Origin of the sequence: Paenibacillus sp. CECT 9249 (assembly GCF_918697855.1) — a bacterium.
GTDB lineage: Bacteria > Bacillota > Bacilli > Paenibacillales > Paenibacillaceae > MSJ-34.
The window spans coordinates 187,097-207,671 of sequence record NZ_CAKKLI010000003.1; the positions used below are offsets into that span (position 1 = coordinate 187,097).

The 20,575-nt window shown below is 49.6% G+C and carries 20 protein-coding genes; 13 read left to right on the forward strand and 7 right to left on the reverse strand.

Features of this window, described 5'->3' with window-relative positions:
- Nucleotides 1-102: 102 nt before the first annotated feature.
- The 4 genes from LQ229_RS04315 to LQ229_RS04330 all read left to right on the forward strand — a co-directional run bounded on the left by LQ229_RS04315 (nt 103) and on the right by LQ229_RS04330 (nt 4,776).
- Nucleotides 103-1,431: a TrkH family potassium uptake protein gene (locus LQ229_RS04315; protein ID WP_216536666.1), complete on the forward strand. Its 1,329-nt coding sequence runs from the start codon at nt 103-105 to the stop codon at nt 1,429-1,431.
- A gap of 16 nt (nt 1,432-1,447) precedes the next feature.
- On the forward strand, nt 1,448-2,125 hold the full coding sequence (locus LQ229_RS04320) for a TrkA family potassium uptake protein (protein WP_216536640.1): 678 nt from the start codon (nt 1,448-1,450) through the stop codon (nt 2,123-2,125).
- A 224-nt stretch (nt 2,126-2,349) separates the two neighbouring features.
- On the forward strand, nt 2,350-3,432 hold the full coding sequence (locus LQ229_RS04325; RefSeq protein WP_230191035.1) for a LacI family DNA-binding transcriptional regulator: 1,083 nt from the start codon (nt 2,350-2,352) through the stop codon (nt 3,430-3,432).
- A gap of 39 nt (nt 3,433-3,471) precedes the next feature.
- On the forward strand, nt 3,472-4,776 hold the full coding sequence (locus tag LQ229_RS04330) for an endo alpha-1,4 polygalactosaminidase (RefSeq protein ID WP_216536639.1): 1,305 nt from the start codon (nt 3,472-3,474) through the stop codon (nt 4,774-4,776).
- 68 nt (nt 4,777-4,844) lie between these two features.
- Here the strand turns inward: LQ229_RS04330 and LQ229_RS04335 are convergent, their stop codons facing one another.
- The gene (locus LQ229_RS04335) at nt 4,845-5,747 is read right to left on the reverse strand and encodes a LysR family transcriptional regulator (protein WP_216536638.1); all 903 of its coding nucleotides are present in this window, start codon (nt 5,745-5,747) and stop codon (nt 4,845-4,847) included.
- Between the two features lie 185 nt (nt 5,748-5,932).
- Here LQ229_RS04335 and LQ229_RS04340 point away from each other — a divergent pair, with 185 nt between their 5' ends.
- From LQ229_RS04340 to LQ229_RS04370, 7 genes are all read left to right on the forward strand, one after another.
- A complete protein-coding gene (locus LQ229_RS04340; RefSeq protein WP_216536637.1) occupies nt 5,933-6,607 on the forward strand; it encodes a succinate dehydrogenase cytochrome b558 subunit in 675 nt (224 codons plus the stop codon).
- 15 nt (nt 6,608-6,622) lie between these two features.
- Complete coding sequence (gene sdhA, locus LQ229_RS04345; RefSeq protein WP_216536636.1) at nt 6,623-8,380, forward strand: succinate dehydrogenase flavoprotein subunit; 1,758 nt, start codon at nt 6,623-6,625, stop codon at nt 8,378-8,380.
- A gap of 3 nt (nt 8,381-8,383) precedes the next feature.
- Complete coding sequence (gene sdhB, locus LQ229_RS04350) at nt 8,384-9,148, forward strand: succinate dehydrogenase iron-sulfur subunit (RefSeq protein ID WP_216536635.1); 765 nt, start codon at nt 8,384-8,386, stop codon at nt 9,146-9,148.
- A 637-nt stretch (nt 9,149-9,785) separates the two neighbouring features.
- Nucleotides 9,786-10,298, forward strand: a complete 513-nt coding sequence (locus LQ229_RS04355) for a cation:proton antiporter regulatory subunit (protein ID WP_216536634.1) — start codon at nt 9,786-9,788, stop codon at nt 10,296-10,298.
- A gap of 497 nt (nt 10,299-10,795) precedes the next feature.
- The gene (locus LQ229_RS04360) at nt 10,796-11,500 is read left to right on the forward strand and encodes an AAA family ATPase (protein ID WP_230191036.1); all 705 of its coding nucleotides are present in this window, start codon (nt 10,796-10,798) and stop codon (nt 11,498-11,500) included.
- A 266-nt stretch (nt 11,501-11,766) separates the two neighbouring features.
- Nucleotides 11,767-12,540: a DUF4184 family protein gene (locus LQ229_RS04365; RefSeq protein ID WP_216536632.1), complete on the forward strand. Its 774-nt coding sequence runs from the start codon at nt 11,767-11,769 to the stop codon at nt 12,538-12,540.
- Nucleotides 12,541-12,644: 104 nt separating this feature from the next.
- Nucleotides 12,645-13,151 (forward strand): DUF1572 family protein, encoded by a 507-nt coding sequence (locus LQ229_RS04370; protein ID WP_216536631.1) that lies wholly within the window; start codon nt 12,645-12,647, stop codon nt 13,149-13,151.
- Nucleotides 13,152-13,205: 54 nt separating this feature from the next.
- Here the strand turns inward: LQ229_RS04370 and LQ229_RS04375 are convergent, their stop codons facing one another.
- The 4 genes from LQ229_RS04375 to LQ229_RS04390 all read right to left on the reverse strand — a co-directional run bounded on the left by LQ229_RS04375 (nt 13,206) and on the right by LQ229_RS04390 (nt 16,834).
- Nucleotides 13,206-14,039, reverse strand: coding sequence for a carbohydrate ABC transporter permease (locus LQ229_RS04375; RefSeq protein WP_216536630.1), 834 nt, complete (start codon nt 14,037-14,039; stop codon nt 13,206-13,208).
- Between the two features lie 14 nt (nt 14,040-14,053).
- Nucleotides 14,054-14,950, reverse strand: a complete 897-nt coding sequence (locus tag LQ229_RS04380) for a sugar ABC transporter permease (protein WP_230191038.1) — start codon at nt 14,948-14,950, stop codon at nt 14,054-14,056.
- A 92-nt stretch (nt 14,951-15,042) separates the two neighbouring features.
- The gene (locus tag LQ229_RS04385) at nt 15,043-16,443 is read right to left on the reverse strand and encodes an ABC transporter substrate-binding protein (RefSeq protein ID WP_230191039.1); all 1,401 of its coding nucleotides are present in this window, start codon (nt 16,441-16,443) and stop codon (nt 15,043-15,045) included.
- A 148-nt stretch (nt 16,444-16,591) separates the two neighbouring features.
- Nucleotides 16,592-16,834 (reverse strand): YkuS family protein, encoded by a 243-nt coding sequence (locus LQ229_RS04390; RefSeq protein WP_216536627.1) that lies wholly within the window; start codon nt 16,832-16,834, stop codon nt 16,592-16,594.
- 162 nt (nt 16,835-16,996) lie between these two features.
- On the opposite strand from LQ229_RS04390, the gene LQ229_RS04395 reads away from it, so the two are divergent.
- Complete coding sequence (locus LQ229_RS04395; protein WP_356709581.1) at nt 16,997-17,812, forward strand: AAC(3) family N-acetyltransferase; 816 nt, start codon at nt 16,997-16,999, stop codon at nt 17,810-17,812.
- 19 nt (nt 17,813-17,831) lie between these two features.
- The gene (locus tag LQ229_RS04400; RefSeq protein ID WP_216536626.1) at nt 17,832-18,575 is read left to right on the forward strand and encodes a metallophosphoesterase family protein; all 744 of its coding nucleotides are present in this window, start codon (nt 17,832-17,834) and stop codon (nt 18,573-18,575) included.
- A 147-nt stretch (nt 18,576-18,722) separates the two neighbouring features.
- On the opposite strand, the gene LQ229_RS04405 is transcribed toward LQ229_RS04400, so the two are convergent.
- Together LQ229_RS04405 and LQ229_RS04410 are read right to left on the reverse strand one after the other, a co-directional pair.
- A complete protein-coding gene (locus LQ229_RS04405) occupies nt 18,723-19,532 on the reverse strand; it encodes a histidinol-phosphatase (protein WP_216536625.1) in 810 nt (269 codons plus the stop codon).
- 16 nt (nt 19,533-19,548) lie between these two features.
- The gene (locus tag LQ229_RS04410) at nt 19,549-20,451 is read right to left on the reverse strand and encodes a LysR family transcriptional regulator (RefSeq protein WP_216536624.1); all 903 of its coding nucleotides are present in this window, start codon (nt 20,449-20,451) and stop codon (nt 19,549-19,551) included.
- Nucleotides 20,452-20,575 lie beyond the last annotated feature (124 nt).

Sequence of the window (20,575 nt, forward strand, 5' to 3'; positions counted from 1 at the left end):
TTTCTATGGAGTATACTTTGCTTTATAATTTTTCTCATTCATTGGCGGGCCGTTTTTTGAGCGAACATTTTATTAGAGGTGATGATGAAATTGAAGCGGCGATTGCATCCTTCCCGGTTATCTCCTCCCCGCATTTTGGCGATCGGTTTTGCGGCGATGATCCTGGTCGGGACATTGTTGTTAATGATGCCGATTTCGAATGCGGAGGGGAGAACGCTCGCGTTCGTCGACGCGCTGTTTACGGCGACTTCGGCCACCTGTCTGACAGGTCTGGTCGTTGTGGATACGGGAACTCACTTTACCGTTTTCGGCCAGATCGTGATCGCGATTCTGATCCAAGTCGGCGGGCTGGGATTTATGACGATGGCGACTTTATTCGCGCTCGTGTTCAAGAAGAAAATATCGCTGCGGGAGCGTCTCATTCTTCAGGAAGCGATGAATCAATCGAGCATCGAAGGGATAGTGCGTTTGATTCGGAAGGTGCTCATTTATGCGCTGACGATCGAAGGATGCGCCGCCATACTGTTTACGATCCGCTGGTCGTTCGATATGCCGTTCGGGCGCGCGCTGTATTACGGCGTATGGCATGCGGTGTCGCTGTTCAATAATGCGGGCTTCGACCTGTTCGGCCATTTTCGCAGTTTGACGATGTATGTGAGCGATCCGCTAACCAACTTGGTATCCATGTTTCTGATCGTTTCGGGGGGCATCGGATTTATCGTCCTTTCCGATTTGGTCGAATACCGCAAGAAACGCCGGCTGTCGCTGCATTCCAAAGTCGTACTGACCATGTCGTCGTTTCTCATCGTAATCGGAGCTATCGTCATGCTTATATTTGAATTTACGAATGCGAAGACGCTTGGCCCGCTTGATTGGAGCGGCAAAATATTATCTTCTTTCTTCCAATCCGTCACGACCCGAACGGCGGGAGCGAATACGCTCGACATTGGGGAATTGCGGCAAGCGTCGCAATTTTTCATGATTATATTAATGTTTATCGGAGCTTCCCCGGGCTCAACCGGAGGCGGCATCAAAACGACGACGTTTGCGATTTTGATCGGTGCGGTCGTCGGGATGGTCCGCGGCAGAGACGATATCATTATGTTTCAATTCCGTTTGGGGAAAGAGCGGATATTCAAAGCGTTGACGGTTGCGCTGCTTGCGTTGTCGCTGATCGTATTCGTATCGATGGTGCTCTCAACGACGGAATCGCATTCGTTCTTGGCCATATTGTTCGAAACGACATCGGCGTTCGGTACGGTCGGCTTGTCGATGGGAATTACGCCGGACCTGTCCGTATTCGGCAAAATCGTCATCAGCTTCATGATGTTCGCCGGCAGATTAGGGCCTTTGACGCTTGCTTACGCATTGGGGCCGAAAAAAGAGAAAGAATTGTACCGGCATCCGGAAGGAAAAATGATTATAGGATAAGGAGCTTTGGCAGGAGATGAATACGGAGCAATTTGCCGTCATCGGACTGGGGCGTTTCGGCTCCAGCTTGGCGAAAGAATTGATCGAGTTAGGAAACGAAGTGTTAGGAATCGATAAGGACGAAGAAGTCGTGCATGAATTGAGCGATGTGCTGACGCATACCGTCGTGGCCGACGCGACGGAAGAAGAGATGCTCCGTTCGCTCGGAATCCGCAATTTCGATTGTGCGGTCGTGGCGATCGGGGACGATATCCAAACAAGCATATTGGCGGCTATTCTGATGAAGGAGTTAGGCGTCAAAAAAGTGGTGGCCAAAGCGATTTCGGTGCTTCATGGCCGCGTATTGGAAAGAATCGGCGTCGATCGCGTCATTTATCCGGAACGCGATATGGGCGTTCGGGTGGCGCATCAACTGGTGTCGCCCAATTTGCTCGATTATATCGAGCTGTCGCAAGATTTTACGATTGCGGAATTGTCCGTGCCCGATTGTTTGTCAGGCATGTCGCTCAAGGAATTGAATATCCGCGCCCGCTTCGGATTCAGCATCGTGGCGCTCAATAAACCGTACGGCGTCATCATCGCCCCTACGGCAGAAGATATTGTCGAGAAGGAAGATATGATGGTCGTCATCGGTACGAACGAACAAATCGAAGCGTTTCAGGAAACGGCATTAAATCAAGAGAAAAATGGATAGCCTATAACACTTTTCTGACAAAACTGATCATTTATTTACGGGTAAATGATCAGTTTTTTTCATGATTAGAAAGGGAATGGTCTTAATTATACATGATTTTAGACAAACGTTTGGGCAGTATAAAACTGCTGATATATAAGGTTTTATCGAAAGTTGATTCGCTTCATTTTACGAAAATTATTGACGAAATTAATGCTATAATATATGATGAATTCAATTCATAAATGACCATTTTTGCAAACGCTTTCCGGAAAGGAGGGAGAACGATACCTACATTAAAAGATGTCGCTAAACTGGCCGGCGTATCCGTTTCTACGGTGTCGCGCACCTTGAATGACGATAACAGCCAAATGGTGAAGGAAGAAACGAAAAAGAAAATTTTCGAAGCCGCGGCGCAACTGGGCTACAGGCGCGCCTCCTTCGAGAATCGGCATGAAAGCTGGATGCAGCGCAAAGATGCGCCGCCGCAAATCGGTTGTTTCCTGTCGGTCACTCAACATAAATACAACCATCCTTATTTCTCCACGATTTTATCGGGAATTGAGAAGGGGCTTCGGAATGAAGGCGCATCGCTGGCATATGTTTATACGCTGGAGGAGTTCAAGGATCGGGACAATTTGCGGCGGATCGTCCATGGCGCGAAGGTGGACGGCGCTATTATTATCGAAGGAATGGAGCCGGAAACGTACCAATTTATCAAAAATTATATTCCGTCGATCGTCGGCGTCGATATTGCCGATCCGGATGTTTCGGTCGTTTCGTACGACCGGGTGGCTGCCGCCAAGGAAGCGGTTAATCATCTCATCGGCCAAGGGCATCGGCGCATCGGTTTTATCGGAGGCGCGGGATTAAGCGGAATGATCGAACGGGAAAAAAGATTTCGCGGCTATCAATCCGCCTTACAGGAAGCCGGCCTGCCGCTTCGATCCGAATGGATTATGGATGCGGGGTGGAATGTCGACGAAAGCTACCGGGCGATGAAGGAACTGCTGGAAAACGATAAGGGCGACGATCTTCCGACGGCGATGTTCGCGGCGAGCGATATGATGGCCATTCCCGCGATGCGGGCCGTGTCGGAGAAGGGACTGAACATTCCCGAACATATGGCGTTTATGGGACATGACAATATCGATTTGTCGGAATATACGATACCGCCGCTGTCCACTATGCATGTGCCTAAATTCGAAATCGGCCTAATAGCCGCGAGCTTGATCGTGGATACGATCGAAGGACGCTATCCTCTGCCGATCAAAATGATCGTCCCGCATGAAATGAAAGTCAGGTCTACATCGGATTGCGAAAGATAATCATTCGTTTTATGAAACCAGTGTAATGGAGGAGTTGTCATGAAAAAAAGTTGGGTCGTTATGCTGCTGCTTCTATTGTCCTGCGGGTTCGCGATGCCTGCCGGGGCGGCAACGCCGCGAACGGACGCCCCGCTCGTCAAGGACGGAATCCGGTTTTACCCGAAAAACAAATTGTCGGGGGTTCAAACCTACACAGTATACTACGGCGAGGACAAAATCGAAGAGATGAAGCGGTTCGACCTTGCGATTTTGGAAACGGCTTCGCAAACGGAGGAAAGGATACGCGATTTGACAAAATCCGGTACGATCGCTCTCGGCTATATCAGTATCGGGGAAGCGGACCCGGAGACATGGTATTATCCGTTTGTCGATAAAAAATGGATGCTCGGAGACAATACGAACTGGAATTCCCAATTTATCGACGTGCGCCATCAAGGATGGCATGATCTGGTCTTGAACAAGATGATTCCGCGGATTGCCGGATATGGCGTTCAAGGGCTGTTTCTCGATACGGTAGATACGGTCGACGTGGAACCCGGCATGAAGGATGCGATGACGGATCTGATCCGGGAAATTCGCGAGGCTTACCCGGACCTCATTCTCGTCATGAATCGCGGTTTGACGATTATGGACGAAGCGATCCCGTATATCGACGGGCTGATGTTTGAATCTTTCTCCGGCAACGTCGATTGGGATACGGTCGATTGGGATACGAATCCGCCGCGGGCCGTCTATCGCCAATGGACGGGCGGCGATGAATTATGGACGACGGATGTCGCAAGCAAACTCGGCGAATGGCAGCGAAGAACGGGCCTTACGGTGCTGGCGCTCGATTATTCAAACCCGGGCGACAAGGAATCGATCGAATACGCTTACGAGCGGGCAACCGCATTCGGCACAGGATTGTGGGACTTTGTCCCTTATGTGTCGACCCTTGATTTGCAGCATATTTACAAGCATAATATCGACTATCAACGCAGCGACGCTTTCCGCGATTCGGACGGAGACGGCGTGACCGATGCGGAGGAAATCGAGGCCGGCCTGAACCCCGCCAAGCCTTTTTCCAAGAAGAAAGGTTTATCCGATCTGAGCGTCTTCGAAGCGCTTAAAGTAAAGCAATGGGCGGAGGAACGGTTAAAGACGGCAGCTGACGAGAAGGCAAAAGCCGCTTTGTCGCAAGTCGCGGCATGGATGGATTCGTTCATGCAAAAACCGGATTTGGAAAATATCATGTTCGCGCGAATGTTCCTGCTCCAATACCAGGCGACTGCCGAGCCGGATCCGGGCGTAACCGAAACGATGAGCCGGCTTAACGATTTGACGTGGCAATTGAAATCCAAATAATCTTCGCAGATATCCCGCAGCTATAGGGCCGTCTGCCGTTTGAGAGCCGTACCTTCTTCAAGGTGCGGCTATTTTTTGAAAAACGCCTTCGCTTCGTCGATGAAATGCCGCGCCGTCATGCTAAGCGTAGCGGGATCGACATAGATAAGAGCGGTCGTGCGCTGCGTTTGCTCCAATTCTTTAAAGTTGACGACGACCAGTTCGTTGTCCGCGAGCAGTTGCGGCCGCAAATACGATTGAGGAAGGAGCGTCGCCAGTTTGCATGTCGCCAGCAAACGGAGAATCGCCTCGAAGGAGTCGATTTCCATGCGCACGTCGGGCATAATGCGGTACCGATGAAACAGCTCGTCCGTCAAGATGCGGTACCACGTTCCTTTGGAGAACAGAATCATCGGCAATCCGTTGAAATCGTTCATCCCGATCGGATGGTCGGGCTGGCGGCCGAGGAGCAGCGGATGATGCTTCGGCAGGACGAGGCATAAATGATCCTTGAACAACGGCAAGCAATGCAACGTTTTGTCGTCGATGAACGAGGCGACGAGCCCGATGTCTACTTTCTTCTCTTTGACAAGCGAGGCGATCTCGTGCGTTTTGCCTGTAATGGCTTTTAATTCGACGTCCGGATGTTTGGTCATAAAGATGTTCATCATATCAGGTAAGGTGGATTGCAGCGTGGTCAAGCTGGCTCCGATCGTTATCGTGCTTTTGCCTTCTTGCCTGTATTCGTTGATGGTCCGCAAATAGTTATGCTGCAATTGGCGAAGCTCCAGCGCGAATTCGTACGTCAACTGCCCGATTCGCGTCAGTTCGAGCCGCTTGCCTTTGCGCACGAACAGCTGCACGCCCAAGTCTTCTTCCAGGCGGGATATTTTGCGGGAGAGGGCCGGTTGCGATATATTTAACACTTGCGACGCTTTGTTCAAACTGGATTGTTCCACGACGACTGTAAACTCATGCATGATATCTAGCATCGTCATTTCTCCTTCTTCATGTATATATGCAAAAAAGTTATAATAAGTAATACCAATTAAGCAATTCCATTATAAGCTAAAAAGGAGTAAGATGATAGATGGTGAAAAGGTGATATAGATCACACTTTTTCGAATGAATAATAATGGACAATTGAACGCATCTATTGAAAGGAGAACGCTTACTTATGAAAGGAACTTCTTTTTATTCACGGAAGTTACACTCTTTGCTCGGGGTCATTCCGCTCGGCTTATTCATTATTGAGCATATGCTGACGAATTACTCGGCATTTGAAGGCGGTCAAGAGGGGTTTAACGCCAGCGTAAAGTTTCTGAACGACTTGCCGCTTATTTTTTTCCTGGAGCTGTTCGGGATATGGCTTCCGCTGCTGTTCCACGGAGTATATGGACTGTACATCGCGTATCAAGCGAAAAACAATGTCGGCAGCTACAGTTACGGCCGCAACGTGATGTTCATGCTGCAAAGGCTTACAGGGGTCATTACGTTTATTTTCGTCGTATGGCATTTTTACGATACCCGCTTCCAACTCGCGCTTGGCACCGTAACGCATGAAGGATTGGGCGGGCATATGAACGGAATCGTATCGAATCCGCTCTTCTTTGCTTTTTATGTGATCGGCGTCATTTCCGCCGTATTCCATTTCAGCAACGGGATCTGGTCGTTCCTCGTCAGCTGGGGCATTACCGTCGGTCCGCGTGCGCAACGCGTATCCTCGTATATTTGCATGGGAATGTTCGTGATCGTGGCAACATTGTTTATTTTATCGCTGGTCGCATTTCGCGGAGATGAATTCCAAGCGGCCACGGCTATGTTGAATTCCGTGACAGCGGTACTTGGTTAAAAGGAGGAAAAGCGAATGGCTAAAAATAAAATCATAGTAGTAGGCGGCGGATTGGCAGGACTCATGGCGACGATTAAAGCCGCGGAAGCGGGCGTTCACGTCGACCTCTTCTCGCTTGTACCCGTCAAACGTTCTCACTCCGTGTGTGCGCAAGGCGGAATTAACGGCGCGGTCAATACGAAAGGGGAAGGCGACTCGCCGTGGGAGCATTTTGACGATACGGTTTACGGCGGCGACTTTTTGGCGAACCAGCCTCCGGTCAAAGCGATGTGCGAAGCCGCTCCGGGCATTATCCATCTGATGGACCGCATGGGCGTAATGTTTAACCGCACTCCTGAAGGTCTGCTTGATTTCCGCCGATTCGGGGGAACGAAACATCATCGTACGGCGTTCGCCGGAGCGACGACAGGACAGCAGCTTCTGTATGCGCTAGACGAGCAGGTGCGCCGTCATGAAGCGGCAGGACTTGTAACGAAATACGAGCATTGGGAATTCCTGTCCGTCGTGCTTGACGACGAGGGGGCTTGCCGCGGCATTTGCGGACAAGATTTGCGTACGATGGAAGTCGTTACGTTCGCGTCGGACGCGGTCATTCTTGCGACCGGCGGACCCGGCATCATTTTCGGCAAAACGACGAACTCGGTCATCAACACAGGCACGGCGGCAAGCGCGGTGTACCAGCAAGGCGTTTATTACGCGAACGGGGAATTCATTCAAATTCACCCGACGGCGATTCCGGGAGACGACAAGCTGCGGCTTATGTCGGAATCGGCTCGCGGCGAAGGCGGCCGGATTTGGACATACAAAGACGGCAAGCCGTGGTACTTCCTGGAGGAAAAATATCCTGCATACGGAAACCTCGTTCCGCGCGATATTGCAACTCGGGAAATTTTCCACGTATGCGTCGATTTGAAGCTTGGCATTAACGGCGAAAATATGGTTTATCTCGATTTGTCGCATAAAGATCCGAAGGAATTGGATGTCAAGCTCGGCGGCATTATCGAAATTTACGAGAAATTCGTGGGCGACGATCCGCGCAAGCTGCCGATGAAAATTTTCCCGGCCGTTCACTATTCCATGGGCGGCATGTGGGTCGACTACAATCAAATGACGAATATTCCCGGACTGTTCGCGGCAGGGGAATGCGAGTATCAATATCACGGCGCCAACCGTTTGGGGGCGAACTCGCTCGTTTCGGCTATCTTCGGCGGCATGGTGTCGGGACCGAAAGCGGTCGAATATATTCGCGGTTTGAGCAAATCGGCTGAAGATCTTCCTTCTTCCATCTACGAACAAGAGAAGAAGAAACAAGCCGACAAGTTCGAAAGCTTGCTGAAAATGGAAGGCACGGAAAACGCCTACGCGCTTCATAAGGAATTGGGCGAATGGATGACGAACAATATGACGGTCGTCCGTTATAACGATAAATTGGAACAAACGATCGGCAAAATCAAAGAATTGAAGGAGCGTTACCGCAACATCAATATTACGGATACGTCCCGCTGGAATAACCAAGGCGCTTCGTTTACGCGTCAATTGTGGAACATGCTGGAGCTGGCCGAGGCGATGACGAAGGGTGCGTTGCTCCGCAACGAAAGCCGCGGCGCGCATTACAAGCCGGAATTCCCGGAACGCGACGACGAGCAATACTTGAAAACGACGAAAGCGAAATGGACGCCGGACGGTCCGGAAATCGGCTACGAAGATGTGGACGTCTCTTTGATCAAGCCGCGCAAGCGCGATTACTCGACAGATAAGAAGAAAGGAGAATAAACGATGGCGGAAACTACGGCGACACCTAAAGCAGTAAAGTTTATCGTATCGCGTCAGGACGGACCGGATTCGAAGCCGTATACCGAGGAATTCGAAGTGCCGTACCGGCCGGGCATGAACGTGATTAGCGCATTTATGGAGATTCAACGAAACCCGGTCAATACGAAGGGCGAGAAGACGTCTCCGGTTTGCTGGGAATCGAACTGTTTGGAAGAAGTATGCGGCGCCTGCTCCATGGTTATCAACGGCAAACCGCGCCAAGCCTGCGCGGCGCTCGTCGACAAGCTGGAGCAACCGATCCGCGTTGAGCCGATGCGTACGTTTCCGGTCGTTCGCGATTTGATCATCGACCGCAGACGGATGTTCGACTCGCTCAAGCGCGTGAAAGCTTGGATTCCGATCGACGGAACCTACGACCTCGGTCCGGGACCGCGGATGGCGGAATCGAAGCGTCAATGGGCGTATGAATTGTCGAAATGTATGACATGCGGCGTTTGCCTGGAAGCCTGCCCGAACGTAAACGATAAATCGGATTTCATCGGCCCGGCGCCGATTTCGCAAGTTCGCTTGTTCAACGCCCATCCGACGGGCGAAATGAACAAGGAAGAGCGTTTGGAAGCGTTGATGGAGGAAGGCGGAATCGAAGGTTGCGGCAACTCGCAAAACTGCGTCCGCTCCTGCCCGAAAGGCATCCCGCTTACGACGTCGATCGCCGAAATGAACAAGGAAACGACGAAACATATGTTCAAGAAATGGTTAGGGGTATAACGATCGTACCCAACGCCCCGATTGTTAAGCTAAAGACATATCTGCCTGCGCTAATATCCGTTACGGGATTCGCAGCGGGTATGTCTTTTTTTTGTTTAAAAAAATAGATTTAGAGGCGAAAAATTACAACAACTGAAGCTTGATTTAAAAAATCGAACATGATAACCTAACATAAAGATTGCCGCATCATGCCGGAGGCAGGCGATTACGATCGGAGGTGGATGTATGACGGGAGCCCGACAACTCAGGTTTCATAGCAAGCCTTTCGTAAGCATTATGATCGTACTCATGATCTGTACCGCCTTCGTTCCCTTTAGTATGGAAGCGGGTTCGAAGCCGCTCGGGGATGCGATGCACGAAGTAAAGGTGATTAAAAGCCATCATTCGGTCAGGCACATTTTTTTCCCTGCCATGCATTGGTTTGTAAAAATCGGAACCATCGTTCCGCCGTCTTTTTTGTTGCTTATATGTATCTTTGTTTACTCTATCGTAAGTTACCGAACGTTCATCCCGATCAAGATGAAACGTCTCTTTCTAATGCCCATTAAGTTTACGTCGAGCTTCGTGCCCAGTACAGCATGTTCTTAGACGAAAATATAAAAAAAAATAAGTCAAACTCATATTGGAGGTTATTTCTTTGAATATTAGAGAAACGGATTTGCCGGGAATCGGACATAAATATGTGCTTGAAGCGCGCAGCGGCGACAAACTCGTTATCATTATCCATGACGACGGGCGGCGGGAGGTCTATCATTTCGACCATGACGATGCGGAAGAGAGCGTTTCCATGGTCAGCTTTGACGACGACGAAGCCCGTTTGATCGCGGGAATTATCGGCGGCATGACTTACCGCCCGAAAGCGCTCGAGACGATCGAGGTGGCGCTGGACGATCTGGTAATCGAGTGGTATAAGGTAGAACCAGGCGCGAAATGCATCGGATATACGATCGCCCAATTGGATGTCCGCCAAACGACGGGGGCGACAATCATCGCCATTATCGAGAAAGACCATAAAAAACATATTAATCCCGCTCCGGACTACAAATTTGCGCCGGAATCGACATTGGTCGTAGCGGGGGAAAGACATCAAATCAAGAAGTTGAAAGAATTTTTACTCAACGGAAACGAAGCGCAGAATACATCGGCTTAGCCGGTACAATGCAGCCAACGGTATCGCTCTTTCCTTCGCGGGAAACGTGATGACGCGTTGGCTGTTTTGTTTAATTTGCCGGAGCATTCCAAAGAAAAAAGTCAACAATGTCGCCCGCCATTCGTCTACTAGGTGAGGTGAATTTTATGCGAAAAACAATTGTCTTTATACTCATTAGTTTGCTGGTTCAATGGAACAATTGAAAATAATCGTTTTCAGCGTTTGTCTGGGAGTTGTATTCGAATGGCCCGGCTGCCTGAAAATATTGAAAAAACAATTTGCATTTCGTTATTGGCTTGTTATCCCGTTAATCGTATGCTTGTTATTATCCATTCTGCCTCTCTTTCCGATTAACAGTTGGACGACCACCATAGTTGGATATTTATTTTTCCGCTTACATACGAATATCATTTTCGGCATCTTAAGCGGCATTTTAATGGTTCGTATGATCACTAGAAACGATAGTATAACGCGTTGAAGCACTTGGAGATGATAGCATGTTCTTGCGCAGACTTGAGATTATAAATAAAACCGGAACGGTTGATTATCCATTTAACATTCCAGCGATAAGGAAATTGACTTCCCTTGAGTTTAAGACGAACGTGACGTTCTTCGTCGGAGAAAACGGATCGGGCAAATCGACGATTCTCGAGGCGATCGCCTTCCAATGCGGGTTCAATACGGCGGGCGGCGGCAGGAACAATTACTACGAAGTGGATGCTTCCCACTCCGGATTAGGCGATCATATCCGGCTTTCCTGGATGCCTAAGATTACAAACGGTTTTTTTATGCGGGCGGAAACATTTTACCACTTTGCTTCCCATTTAGAAACAATGCCGGATAGTTTACGGTACTATGGCGGTCGATCCTTGCATCAACAATCGCATGGCGAAGCCTTTCTCTCCCTGTTTAGCCACCGATTCGGCAAAAAGGCGATCTACTTGCTGGACGAACCGGAGGCAGCTCTGTCACCCGCAAGGCAATTGGCATTCATGCGAATCATCAAAAATTTGGAGAATGAAGCTCAGTTTATCATTGCAACGCATTCTCCGATTTTGCTTGGTTACCCTAACGCGCAAATTTTGAATTTTGACGCGCAGCCGGTTCGGGAGATTCGATACGAAGATACGCTGCATTATATTATAACCAGACGCTTTCTTGAGAACAGGGGAAAGGTGTTAGATGAATTGTTTTCTGATTAAAACGGTCGAGCATCTCTGGAATTGATAGAGCGGTATGATGACCATTCCTTCCCTTTGTCGATATCCCTTTCGTTCAGAAACGCCGGATTTGATGTACTTCCTCCCTATCCTTAGCGAAGGGGATTTCGACAAAAGGGCGGAAAAAGAGGGAACAAGGCACTAGCGTTGCATCGAAAAAGGCTGCGGATTCGAGTTCATGGAAGTTGTCAGCGTGATTGGCCGGCAACTCACCGATAACCCAACATTATTTTAGAAAGGAAAACGGTATGCCCTTCACCTTCGCACATCCTATATACGCCCTCCCCTTGCGCAAGTTGAGACCCGCCTGGTTCAGTTTGACCGGGCTCGTACTGGGGGCGATGGGGCCGGATTTTGAATATTTTCTTGCTCTGGAGCCGTATGCGACGATCGGACATTCGATAAAAGGACTAATACTGCAAGTGATCCCGTTGTCCGTCCTGTTTGCCATTTTGTTTCATTTCATCGTGAAGCGGAAGCTTGTACGCCACTTGCCGGCATTTTGGCAGCTTGATCGAAGGGCCGCCGCGCTCATTACGCCTTGGCAGCTGCGGACATGGAGGCAATGGATCGTCTTTGTCGGATCGGTAGTCATAGGTTTTGCCACGCATATTTTTGTTGACGCATGGACGCATGAGGGCGGTTCCTTCGTACAGCAATGGGCATGGCTGCAGCAACCGATATTGCTAGGTTCTCCTGCTTATAAATTGCTCCAATACGGCTTGTCCTTGCTCGGCCTCATCGCGGAGTTCGGACTTATTGTTTGGCTATTGGCCGCCGCGCCGGCGAACGGCAGCGCCGTACTGCACGAATCGAGAGCCGATGCGGTCAACCGTACCCGAAAGATGCTGTATTGGGCCGGTGTTGCGCTCTGTGGACTGCTCACAACCGCATTCAAATTATGGCTGTCGCCTAGCTATAATACGATTGGGATCATCGTCGTTGCGCCCATCTCTGGCTCATTGCTTGGCTTATTGCTCGTATCCTGTTGGAGCAAGCGGTCGATGCAAAAGCGAAGATGACCGTGTGCGGACGGACGCACGTGAATAGATCGATTGTATTTGCGCGCCAAAATGCGGTAAAGTGAGATAGATAGCAATTATTTTCATAAAAGGAGGATGGCCTCATGAATGTTGCCGCCGCATACTTGCAAGATGCGATAAGGACGTTTGAAAGCATGAAAAAGCTGGCCGACAAAACATTGGAGCAGTTGGACGATTCGCAGTTCTACGTGGCACTCGACCCGGAGTCCAATTCGATGGAGATTCTTATTCAACATATGCATGGCAATATGCTGTCCCGCTGGACGGATTTCCTGACGACCGACGGGGAGAAGGCAGACCGGGACAGAGACGGCGAATTTGAAGCCGGAAGGCTCGACCGCCGCGAACTGTTGGAACGCTGGGAACAAGGCTGGAACACGGTGTTTGCCGCCCTCCGCGCATTGACCGCGGACGATTTGCTGCGCACCGTCTACATACGCGGCGAAGCGCATACGGCGCTGCAAGCGATCCAGAGACAGGTGTCCCACTACGCGTACCATGTCGGGCAAATGGTTTTCTTGGGCAAGCATTTGAAGAGCGGCGACTGGCAGACGCTCAGCATCCCGCGGAGAAAACCGGAATCGAAATAATCGCGCCTCCCGCAATGAAGCGGGAGCGCTTTTTTTTTGGGCTTAATGCCGCCGCTAGCCTTTCGTCCCCCCTTGCAAGCCGAACCCTTTCGACATGAAGCGTTGCGATAAAATGTACAGCACGACGGAAGGACAGGCGTACAATACGGAGAAAGCCGCTAACCGGCCGTAATCGACCATGCCGTATTGTCCGAAAAACTGGTACAGCTTTACGGAAGCCGGAAAATTATCCGGCGATTGCAACAAAATATACGGTACGAAGAAGTTTCCCCAACTGCCGGAAAAGGTGAATATGGCTACGGTGCAAATGCCGGGAATCATTAACGGCGCAACCACTTTGCGAATGCCCGTAAAGATCGACGCACCGTCCACCCATGCCGCTTCTTCCAGGTCGTTCGGCACCGAATCCATAAAGTTTTTGAGCATCCATATTCCGTAGGGCATAGCCGATGCGACATAGAACAGAATGACGCCTATAATATTGTCGTACAGTTTAATGCTAAGAAAAAGCTGGTACACCGGAACCATGACGGCCGTAATCGGCAAAGAAGTCATAAAGAGAACGGTCAGCATAAACGGCTTCTTATATTTTAATTGGTAGCGGGACAACGGGTAAGCGGCCAGAATCGCCAAGGCGACGACAAGCACGGCTTGGCCCAGCGACATGAACAGACCGATCAGGAAAGCGCGCTGATTGGCGGCGTCGGATATGACATCGATATAATTGTTCATCGTTATTTGCTTGGGCATTTTCAGCGTTTGCATGGCGTTCGGATCGACCGAGGCGACGAAAACCCATAGCAGAGGCAGCAAAAAACAAATTCCGATGAAAGCTAAAATGGCATTCGGCAAGATACGGTACACCATGTTACGTTGTTTCGCATTCATAACAATTCTCCTTGTCAATGTACAGTTTTCATAGAGCGGATATAGAACAAACTGAGAATGATGCCGATCAACAACAACAATAAGGAAATGGCCGTTCCATAACCGAGCTGGTAATTGACGAATGCTTGATTGTACATAAAAATAGGCAGCGTCGTCGTCGAGGTTCCCGGCCCCCCGCCTGTCATCGCGTAGATGAGGCCGAACACGCCAAGCGTTTGCAGCGTAACAAGCATCATATTGGTTGTAATGGATTCTTTGATGTACGGGATAATAATGCGAAATAAAATTTGCAGTTTGGAAGCGCCGTCGACCACTGCCGCTTCTTCGATTTCCGCAGGCACATCGTCAAGCGCCGCCTGAAAGACGAGCATGGAGAACGCTGTGCCGTGCCAAATATTCGCGATAATGACGGTAAGCATCGGAACGGTAAACAGCCAAGTAACCGCAGGGATTCCGAAAAATGTAATGATCGAGTTCAAAGTCCCTTCGTCGCCGAAAAAACTGTACAAACAAAGGGCGCATACGATTTCGGGCGTTACCCAGCCCGCCAGAACGATCGTGCCGACGACACGCCGGAACATCTTGTTTTTTTTCTTCATCAAGAGGGCGATGAGAAAACCCAACACTTGCTGGCCGATGACGGCCGAACCGATCAGGAATATCAACGTATTCCATATGCTGACGGTGACCGTGGGGTCTTGAAACATGCGAGTATAGTTGTCGATTCCGATAAATTGCAATTGTTTGGCCGATTCTCCCGTTAGAGCCAAATTGGTGAACGAATAGAAAAACGTCAATAAAATCGGATAGATAAAAAATAAAAGCATGATAACAACCGACGGAAGCAAATAGAAAAGCCAAGTATACGTGCTGTTCTTCTTATAGGCAGAAGCTGCGGTCAAACTGCTCATTGTATTCCTCCTTCCGCATGCATCGATCATGAGAATGAAAAGCTTGCTTAGACCCCCTTGTTTGCAAGGAGAAGCCTAAGCAAGCCGGAGCGTTATTTCTCCACAACAAAATCCTTGCCGACAATTCGCGTCACATCCGCCGCATATTTATTCATCGCATCTTCGGGGGAAGTGCCGGTCGCAACCGACTCGACCATCGTTTGAATTTGCGTCGATACTTCCGGGTATTTGTCCTGTGCCGGCCTGAATTCCGCGTTTTGCAAATAGTCGGTGGCGATTTGATAGAAAGGCATTTCCGCATAACCGGGATCTTTCGCGACGTCCGCGCGAACGGTCAAGCTTCCCGAAGCGGTAACCAATTTTTGCGTATTTTCTTTATTTAGGGCGAACTTAATAATGTCCCATGCTTCATCCTTGTTTTTCGAATTGCTCGGAATCGATAGTGCCCAGCCTCCCGCAAGGGTGATCGATCCGGGCGCCTGCCCTTGACTTGTCGGCATCGGGGCGAATCCGAGCACATCTTTATATTCCGGCCAAGGGGACGCCCCTCCATCTAAATAGTTGCCGGTAATCCACGAACCGTCGAGCGAGATGGCCAGCTTTCCTTGCGGTAAATATTCTCTTGTCGACGTGTTGCCCGCCTGCCCGTTCAACACTTTGGAGAGCGGAGGGCCCAGTTTCTCCTTATTGACGGTTTCTATAAAACGAAGCGCGTCGAGAATTCCTTGGCTTTTAATAATCCACTTGCCGCCTGCGTCGTCGTATAATCTTTCGCCGGTGCCGTACAGCAGCATTTCATAGGTTTGCATCGACGTCGCCTCGCCGGTCGCTTTGCCCATGTTCATCCAAATAGGCACAGTATCGCCGCCCGCTTTCTCTTTGACCGTTCTGGCTGTCTCCAGCACGTCATCCCATGTCTTCGGCTGCCAATCTTCCGGAAGCCCTGCTTGCTTGAAAATTTGCTTATTATACCAAAGTCCTCTCGAATCCGTATTATACGGCACGCCGTATACTTTGCCGTCGCTTGCCGTTACCCCTTTCTTCATCGCTTCGATAAACGAACCGTTGGTCCAATCCTCCCAATCTTTCAGTTTATCGTCCAGCGGTTCGAGGTAACCGGCACTTGCATCCGCATTCAATATAAACGTGTCTTCCGTAACAATATCCGGCGCCGTATCTTTCGATTTCAACGCTAAGGCGACTTTCGCGAAATAATCTCCTTCCGACGCTTGGATCGGTGCAGGTTTCAGTTCCACGTCTTTATTGGGGTATCTAGAGGAGACATCCATAATCCATTTATAAAGCGTTCCATTCTGCCCGGTGCCGTCGTCACGGTAGGTTATCGTGATCGTTTTCTTCGTTTTGGAGCCCCCTTCGTCTTGACCGCCGGGATCGGCCGTTCTATTCGTCGAACAACCAAATAATAGAAAGGCGCACAGCAAAGCAATGATAACCGTCGATACGCTTCTACCTTTATTTGAATCCGCTTTCATCCTTTCTCCTCCTTTTTTCTACCATAACGGTAAACTTGTATTTCTTTTATTAGTATTAGCCGTTTACTATTTTATAACTTCAAAATCGCGCCTTTCTTCGCTTCAGCGAGCAGGGCGCGACGATCAGTACGTTAACGAAATATTTTGCTTACCTTTTGTTGTTGACAGCCCGGTTTACTTGGTTTACGATTTCATCACTGCTTAATCCTTGGGCGTTAATGACGGAAGCTTTCGTCTCGATTCCGCTCATGCCCATAACGTTTTTATCTTGTCCCGAGATGACGCAGCAATCGCAATCGGCCACATTGTTCATGGATACGACTTCATGCCCGTCCCTTTGCAATGCGTCCGCCACCGAATTCAGGCTGTCTTCCAGCGCGACTTTTGCCATGATTTACATCAACCTCCCGCGATATTTACTTACTGGCATTCGAGAGTATTGTAAACAAAATGTCGTCAAATTATCCGTTTCGGAAACTTTAGGCGCAGAAAATCGTTTATGTATGTACGAGCCGTTTTCATAAAATGATGTAAAAGGAGCATTGAAACAGACATGATGATAAAAAAAGAACCGATAACCGTGGATCGGATCAAGGCGGATTTACAGACGCTCGGCTTGCGGCCCGGCATGACGGTAATCGTCCATTCATCCATGAAATCGTTAGGAGGGTGGATCTTGGGAGGGCCGGTTGCCGTTATTATGGCGTTGGAGCAACTGCTCGGCGTCGAAGGTACGCTCGTCATGCCGACGCATACCGGAGAACTGAGCGATCCTTCGACATGGGTCAATCCTCCTGTCGATCCCAAGTGGTGGGATGTCATTCGAAATGCGATGCCGGGATACGATCCGGATTTGTCGCCAACCTATTATATGGGAGCCATCTCCGAATGCTTCCGCAAACAAAAGGGAACGCTGCGCAGCTCTCATCCGCAAGTATCTTTTGCCGCCCGCGGCCGGCTCGCGGAGCGGATCTGCGGCGAACATTCGTTGGAGAATTGCTTAGGAGAAACGTCTCCTCTGGCAAAAATTTACGAAGCGGGCGGATACGTGCTCCTGCTCGGAGTCGGCTATTCTGTGAATACGTCGCTTCATTTGGCGGAATATAGGGCAAACTATCCGGGGAAAAAGCAGATCGTCCATCGTGCCCCGATAATGCGCGGACAAACTTCCGAATGGGTGGAGTTTGCGGATATCGAATTTGACGAAGGAGACTTTGCGGACATCGGACAACAGTTCGAAAAGGACTGCCCGCATATTGTGCGAAGAGGCAATATCGTTGAGGCGCCGTCCGTTCTCGTGCCGCAAAAAGATTTGGTCGATTTCGCTACGGTGTGGATGGAGCGCAATCGGAACCAGTCGACAAAATAATGATGGGAGGTGTTCCTCGATGGATCAAATCGCGATTATATCGGATATACATGGAAATATGCCGGCTTTGGAAGCCGTATTGGACAATATCGAGAAACGCCGGATCGCCAAAATTTATTGCTTGGGAGACTTGGTCGGGAAAGGTCCGTGCCCCGCAGAAGCGGTCGATGTCATTCGGAATCGATGCGAAGTCGTCGTGCGCGGCAATTGGGACGAATTGATGAGCAGCGCTGCCGATGACGAAGAATTTACTTGGCATTCAAAGCGGCTCGGGCAGGAGAGAATCGATTACTTAAGCGGTCTTCCGTTTTCGTTCGATTTTCTGCTAAGCGGCAAGCTTGTCCGTCTGTTTCACGCGTCTCCGCAGAGCGTCTTCCATCGGGTGCATCCTTGGGAGGACGAAGCGAAGCGGCTCGCATTGTTCGAGAATACGCCCGCCGTTCAAAGTGCAGGGAAGGAAACCGGGGAACCGGATATTGTCGGGTACGGCGATATTCATAATGCGTATATGCAGCATTTGTACGGCAAAACATTGTTCAATGCAGGCAGCGTCGGCAACCCGCTCGACATCTTGCATGCGTCGTATGCCATATTGGAAGGGGAGTATGGTGGGCTTGATCCCGCCGGTTTTTCCATTCAATTCGTGCGGGTCCCTTACGATGTGGAACGCGCCGTCCGCCAAGCGGAAGAAGCGAGGGTACCGAAGCTCGAAGCCTATATTCGCGAACTGCGAACGGGCATATACCGCGGTCTCCAAACCTAGGTACATCATGAAGATTATATTTTGTTACACAAATGAAATATTTCTGTTATGGCTTCATAACATTGAGGGGTTACACTAGATTCATGACCCCCCTTTTAATCATATATAGACCTTGGAACCTGTGGAAGACAGGTTCTCTTTTTTTGTTTATAACGGTACGACCTGCTTTCGCATTTCTTTATAATATACCCATGAGGTAAACCCGAGCTCTTTCAAGCGCGCGCGGACCAGTTCCCATTCGTCCCCGACTCGATCGGGAATATGGGCGTCGGAGCCGAAGGTTACGTCTACGCCGTAAAACAACGCGCGTTCCAGTATATCGTCCGAAGGATACCATCCGCCGCTTAGTTTCGTTTTGCCCGAAGTGTTAATTTCAATGGCGATGCCGCATTCGCGGATCGTTTGCAGCGTTTCGTCAATCGCTTCGGCAGCCGGGATGTCGGTGAAGGCCGGATAGTTTCCTTTCATCGCGTCGATATGCCCGAGAATTTGGAACATGCCGCTGCGGGCCGAGTCGCGGATCATTTCGTAATACAATTCCTTCTCGCGCCGATGTTCTTCGTCCGAAAGGTTTTTCCACCGGTTTTTATTGAAGATGCTGACCCCGCTCGTATAATGTACGGAACCGATAATATAATCGAACGGGTATTGTTTATAAATCGATCGATATGTTTCGGCTTGCTCCGGGAAAAAATCGGATTCAACGCCAAGCAGCACATCGATTTTACCCGCATATTCCGCTTTTAATTTCAGAACCTCTTCCACATAACCGGCGAATGCGCTTTTGGCCATCGCGATACGGGGCTGAGCCTGGTCTTCTTCGCTGCCAAAGTACGGCGAATGGTCCGAAATGCCGATGACTTGCAGATTGGCGCGAATGCCCGCTTCGATATAATCGCGAATATTGCCGTCGGCGTGTCCGCAACGGAAGTGATGAGTGTGTAAATCGAATTTCATCCTTAAAATTCCTCCTTCACTCTGTGCTCATAAATTGCGATTCGCGCATCCCTTTCAAGTCGCTCAAAAACTGCTGCATGGCTGAATTTAAATACTTCCCGGATTTGTATACGACGCCGACCGGATGCGTCTTCTCGAACTCATTCACTTTAATGATCTGCAACGTACCCCGTCTTAGTTCGCCGGAGATCGACATTTTGGAGACGATGGCCGCGCCGAGGTTAAGTTCTACCATCCGTTTAATTTCCTCGCTGCTGGACAGTTCCATAACGACAAGCGGCTGGATATTGTTTTGTTTGAAAATTTGATCGACGAATTTGCGGCCAACCGTATCGGGCGACAACATAATGAACGGAATTTCGCGCAGCGATTCCAAGGTCGCATGCTTGGTTTGGCTGAGCGGATGCTGCGGCGAAACGACCATTTCGAACGTGTCGTAATACAGGACGGACGATTCGAGATTAGGATTTCCTTCCGACAAGTAACCGATCCCGATGTCGACCGAGCCGCTTTCGACGCTTGCCATGATTTGCATGGAGGACATCGTCAAAATCGACGTTTTAATGAGCGGGAATTGGTTTTGAAAATAGGACAGCACCCTCGGCAAAATTTGCATCGCGATGGAAGTCGTCGTACCGAGCACGATATGGCCTTGCGGGATGTGGCTCAGATCGGTAAGACGTTGTTTCAACTCGCTGACAATGCTTAATATCCTTTCGGCATGATCCAGAAACACCTTCCCTTGATCCGTTAACGTGACAGGCTGGTTCCGGTCGATGAGTACCGTCTTGAATTCGTCTTCCAGACTTTTGATTTGCGCCGATACGGCAGGTTGCGTGAGATTAAGCAATTCGCCGGCTTTGCGAAAACTCATCGTTCTGGAGATCGTGATCAAAGTCTCAAGCTGATTAATGTTCATGGGAACCTCCTTAGGATATATTTTTGACTTCCCGCAACGTAAGGCTTCGATAAAAGCTTTTTTTATCGACCGATCAGAAATTATAAATATGTTTTCTCATTCTAATTATAGGTTATTCTTCGGG

What these genes read in the sequence shown, in the direction of transcription:
- sdhB (WP_216536635.1), top strand. Translation starts at nt 8,384, where the DNA reads ATGGCGGAAACTACGGCGACACCTAAAGCAGTAAAGTTTATCGTATCG.
- LQ229_RS04320 (WP_216536640.1), top strand. Translation starts at nt 1,448, where the DNA reads ATGAATACGGAGCAATTTGCCGTCATCGGACTGGGGCGTTTCGGCTCC.
- LQ229_RS04340 (WP_216536637.1), top strand. Translation starts at nt 5,933, where the DNA reads ATGAAAGGAACTTCTTTTTATTCACGGAAGTTACACTCTTTGCTCGGG.
- LQ229_RS04380 (WP_230191038.1), bottom strand. Translation starts at nt 14,950, where the DNA reads ATGAGCAGTTTGACCGCAGCTTCTGCCTATAAGAAGAACAGCACGTAT.
- LQ229_RS04395 (WP_356709581.1), top strand. Translation starts at nt 16,997, where the DNA reads ATGATGATAAAAAAAGAACCGATAACCGTGGATCGGATCAAGGCGGAT.
- LQ229_RS04390 (WP_216536627.1), bottom strand. Translation starts at nt 16,834, where the DNA reads ATGGCAAAAGTCGCGCTGGAAGACAGCCTGAATTCGGTGGCGGACGCA.
- sdhA (WP_216536636.1), top strand. Translation starts at nt 6,623, where the DNA reads ATGGCTAAAAATAAAATCATAGTAGTAGGCGGCGGATTGGCAGGACTC.
- LQ229_RS04365 (WP_216536632.1), top strand. Translation starts at nt 11,767, where the DNA reads ATGCCCTTCACCTTCGCACATCCTATATACGCCCTCCCCTTGCGCAAG.
- LQ229_RS04360 (WP_230191036.1), top strand. Translation starts at nt 10,796, where the DNA reads ATGTTCTTGCGCAGACTTGAGATTATAAATAAAACCGGAACGGTTGAT.
- LQ229_RS04370 (WP_216536631.1), top strand. Translation starts at nt 12,645, where the DNA reads ATGAATGTTGCCGCCGCATACTTGCAAGATGCGATAAGGACGTTTGAA.
- LQ229_RS04385 (WP_230191039.1), bottom strand. Translation starts at nt 16,443, where the DNA reads ATGAAAGCGGATTCAAATAAAGGTAGAAGCGTATCGACGGTTATCATT.
- LQ229_RS04410 (WP_216536624.1), bottom strand. Translation starts at nt 20,451, where the DNA reads ATGAACATTAATCAGCTTGAGACTTTGATCACGATCTCCAGAACGATG.
- LQ229_RS04400 (WP_216536626.1), top strand. Translation starts at nt 17,832, where the DNA reads ATGGATCAAATCGCGATTATATCGGATATACATGGAAATATGCCGGCT.
- LQ229_RS04405 (WP_216536625.1), bottom strand. Translation starts at nt 19,532, where the DNA reads ATGAAATTCGATTTACACACTCATCACTTCCGTTGCGGACACGCCGAC.
- LQ229_RS04330 (WP_216536639.1), top strand. Translation starts at nt 3,472, where the DNA reads ATGAAAAAAAGTTGGGTCGTTATGCTGCTGCTTCTATTGTCCTGCGGG.
- LQ229_RS04325 (WP_230191035.1), top strand. Translation starts at nt 2,350, where the DNA reads ATGACCATTTTTGCAAACGCTTTCCGGAAAGGAGGGAGAACGATACCT.
- LQ229_RS04335 (WP_216536638.1), bottom strand. Translation starts at nt 5,747, where the DNA reads ATGCTAGATATCATGCATGAGTTTACAGTCGTCGTGGAACAATCCAGT.
- LQ229_RS04375 (WP_216536630.1), bottom strand. Translation starts at nt 14,039, where the DNA reads ATGAATGCGAAACAACGTAACATGGTGTACCGTATCTTGCCGAATGCC.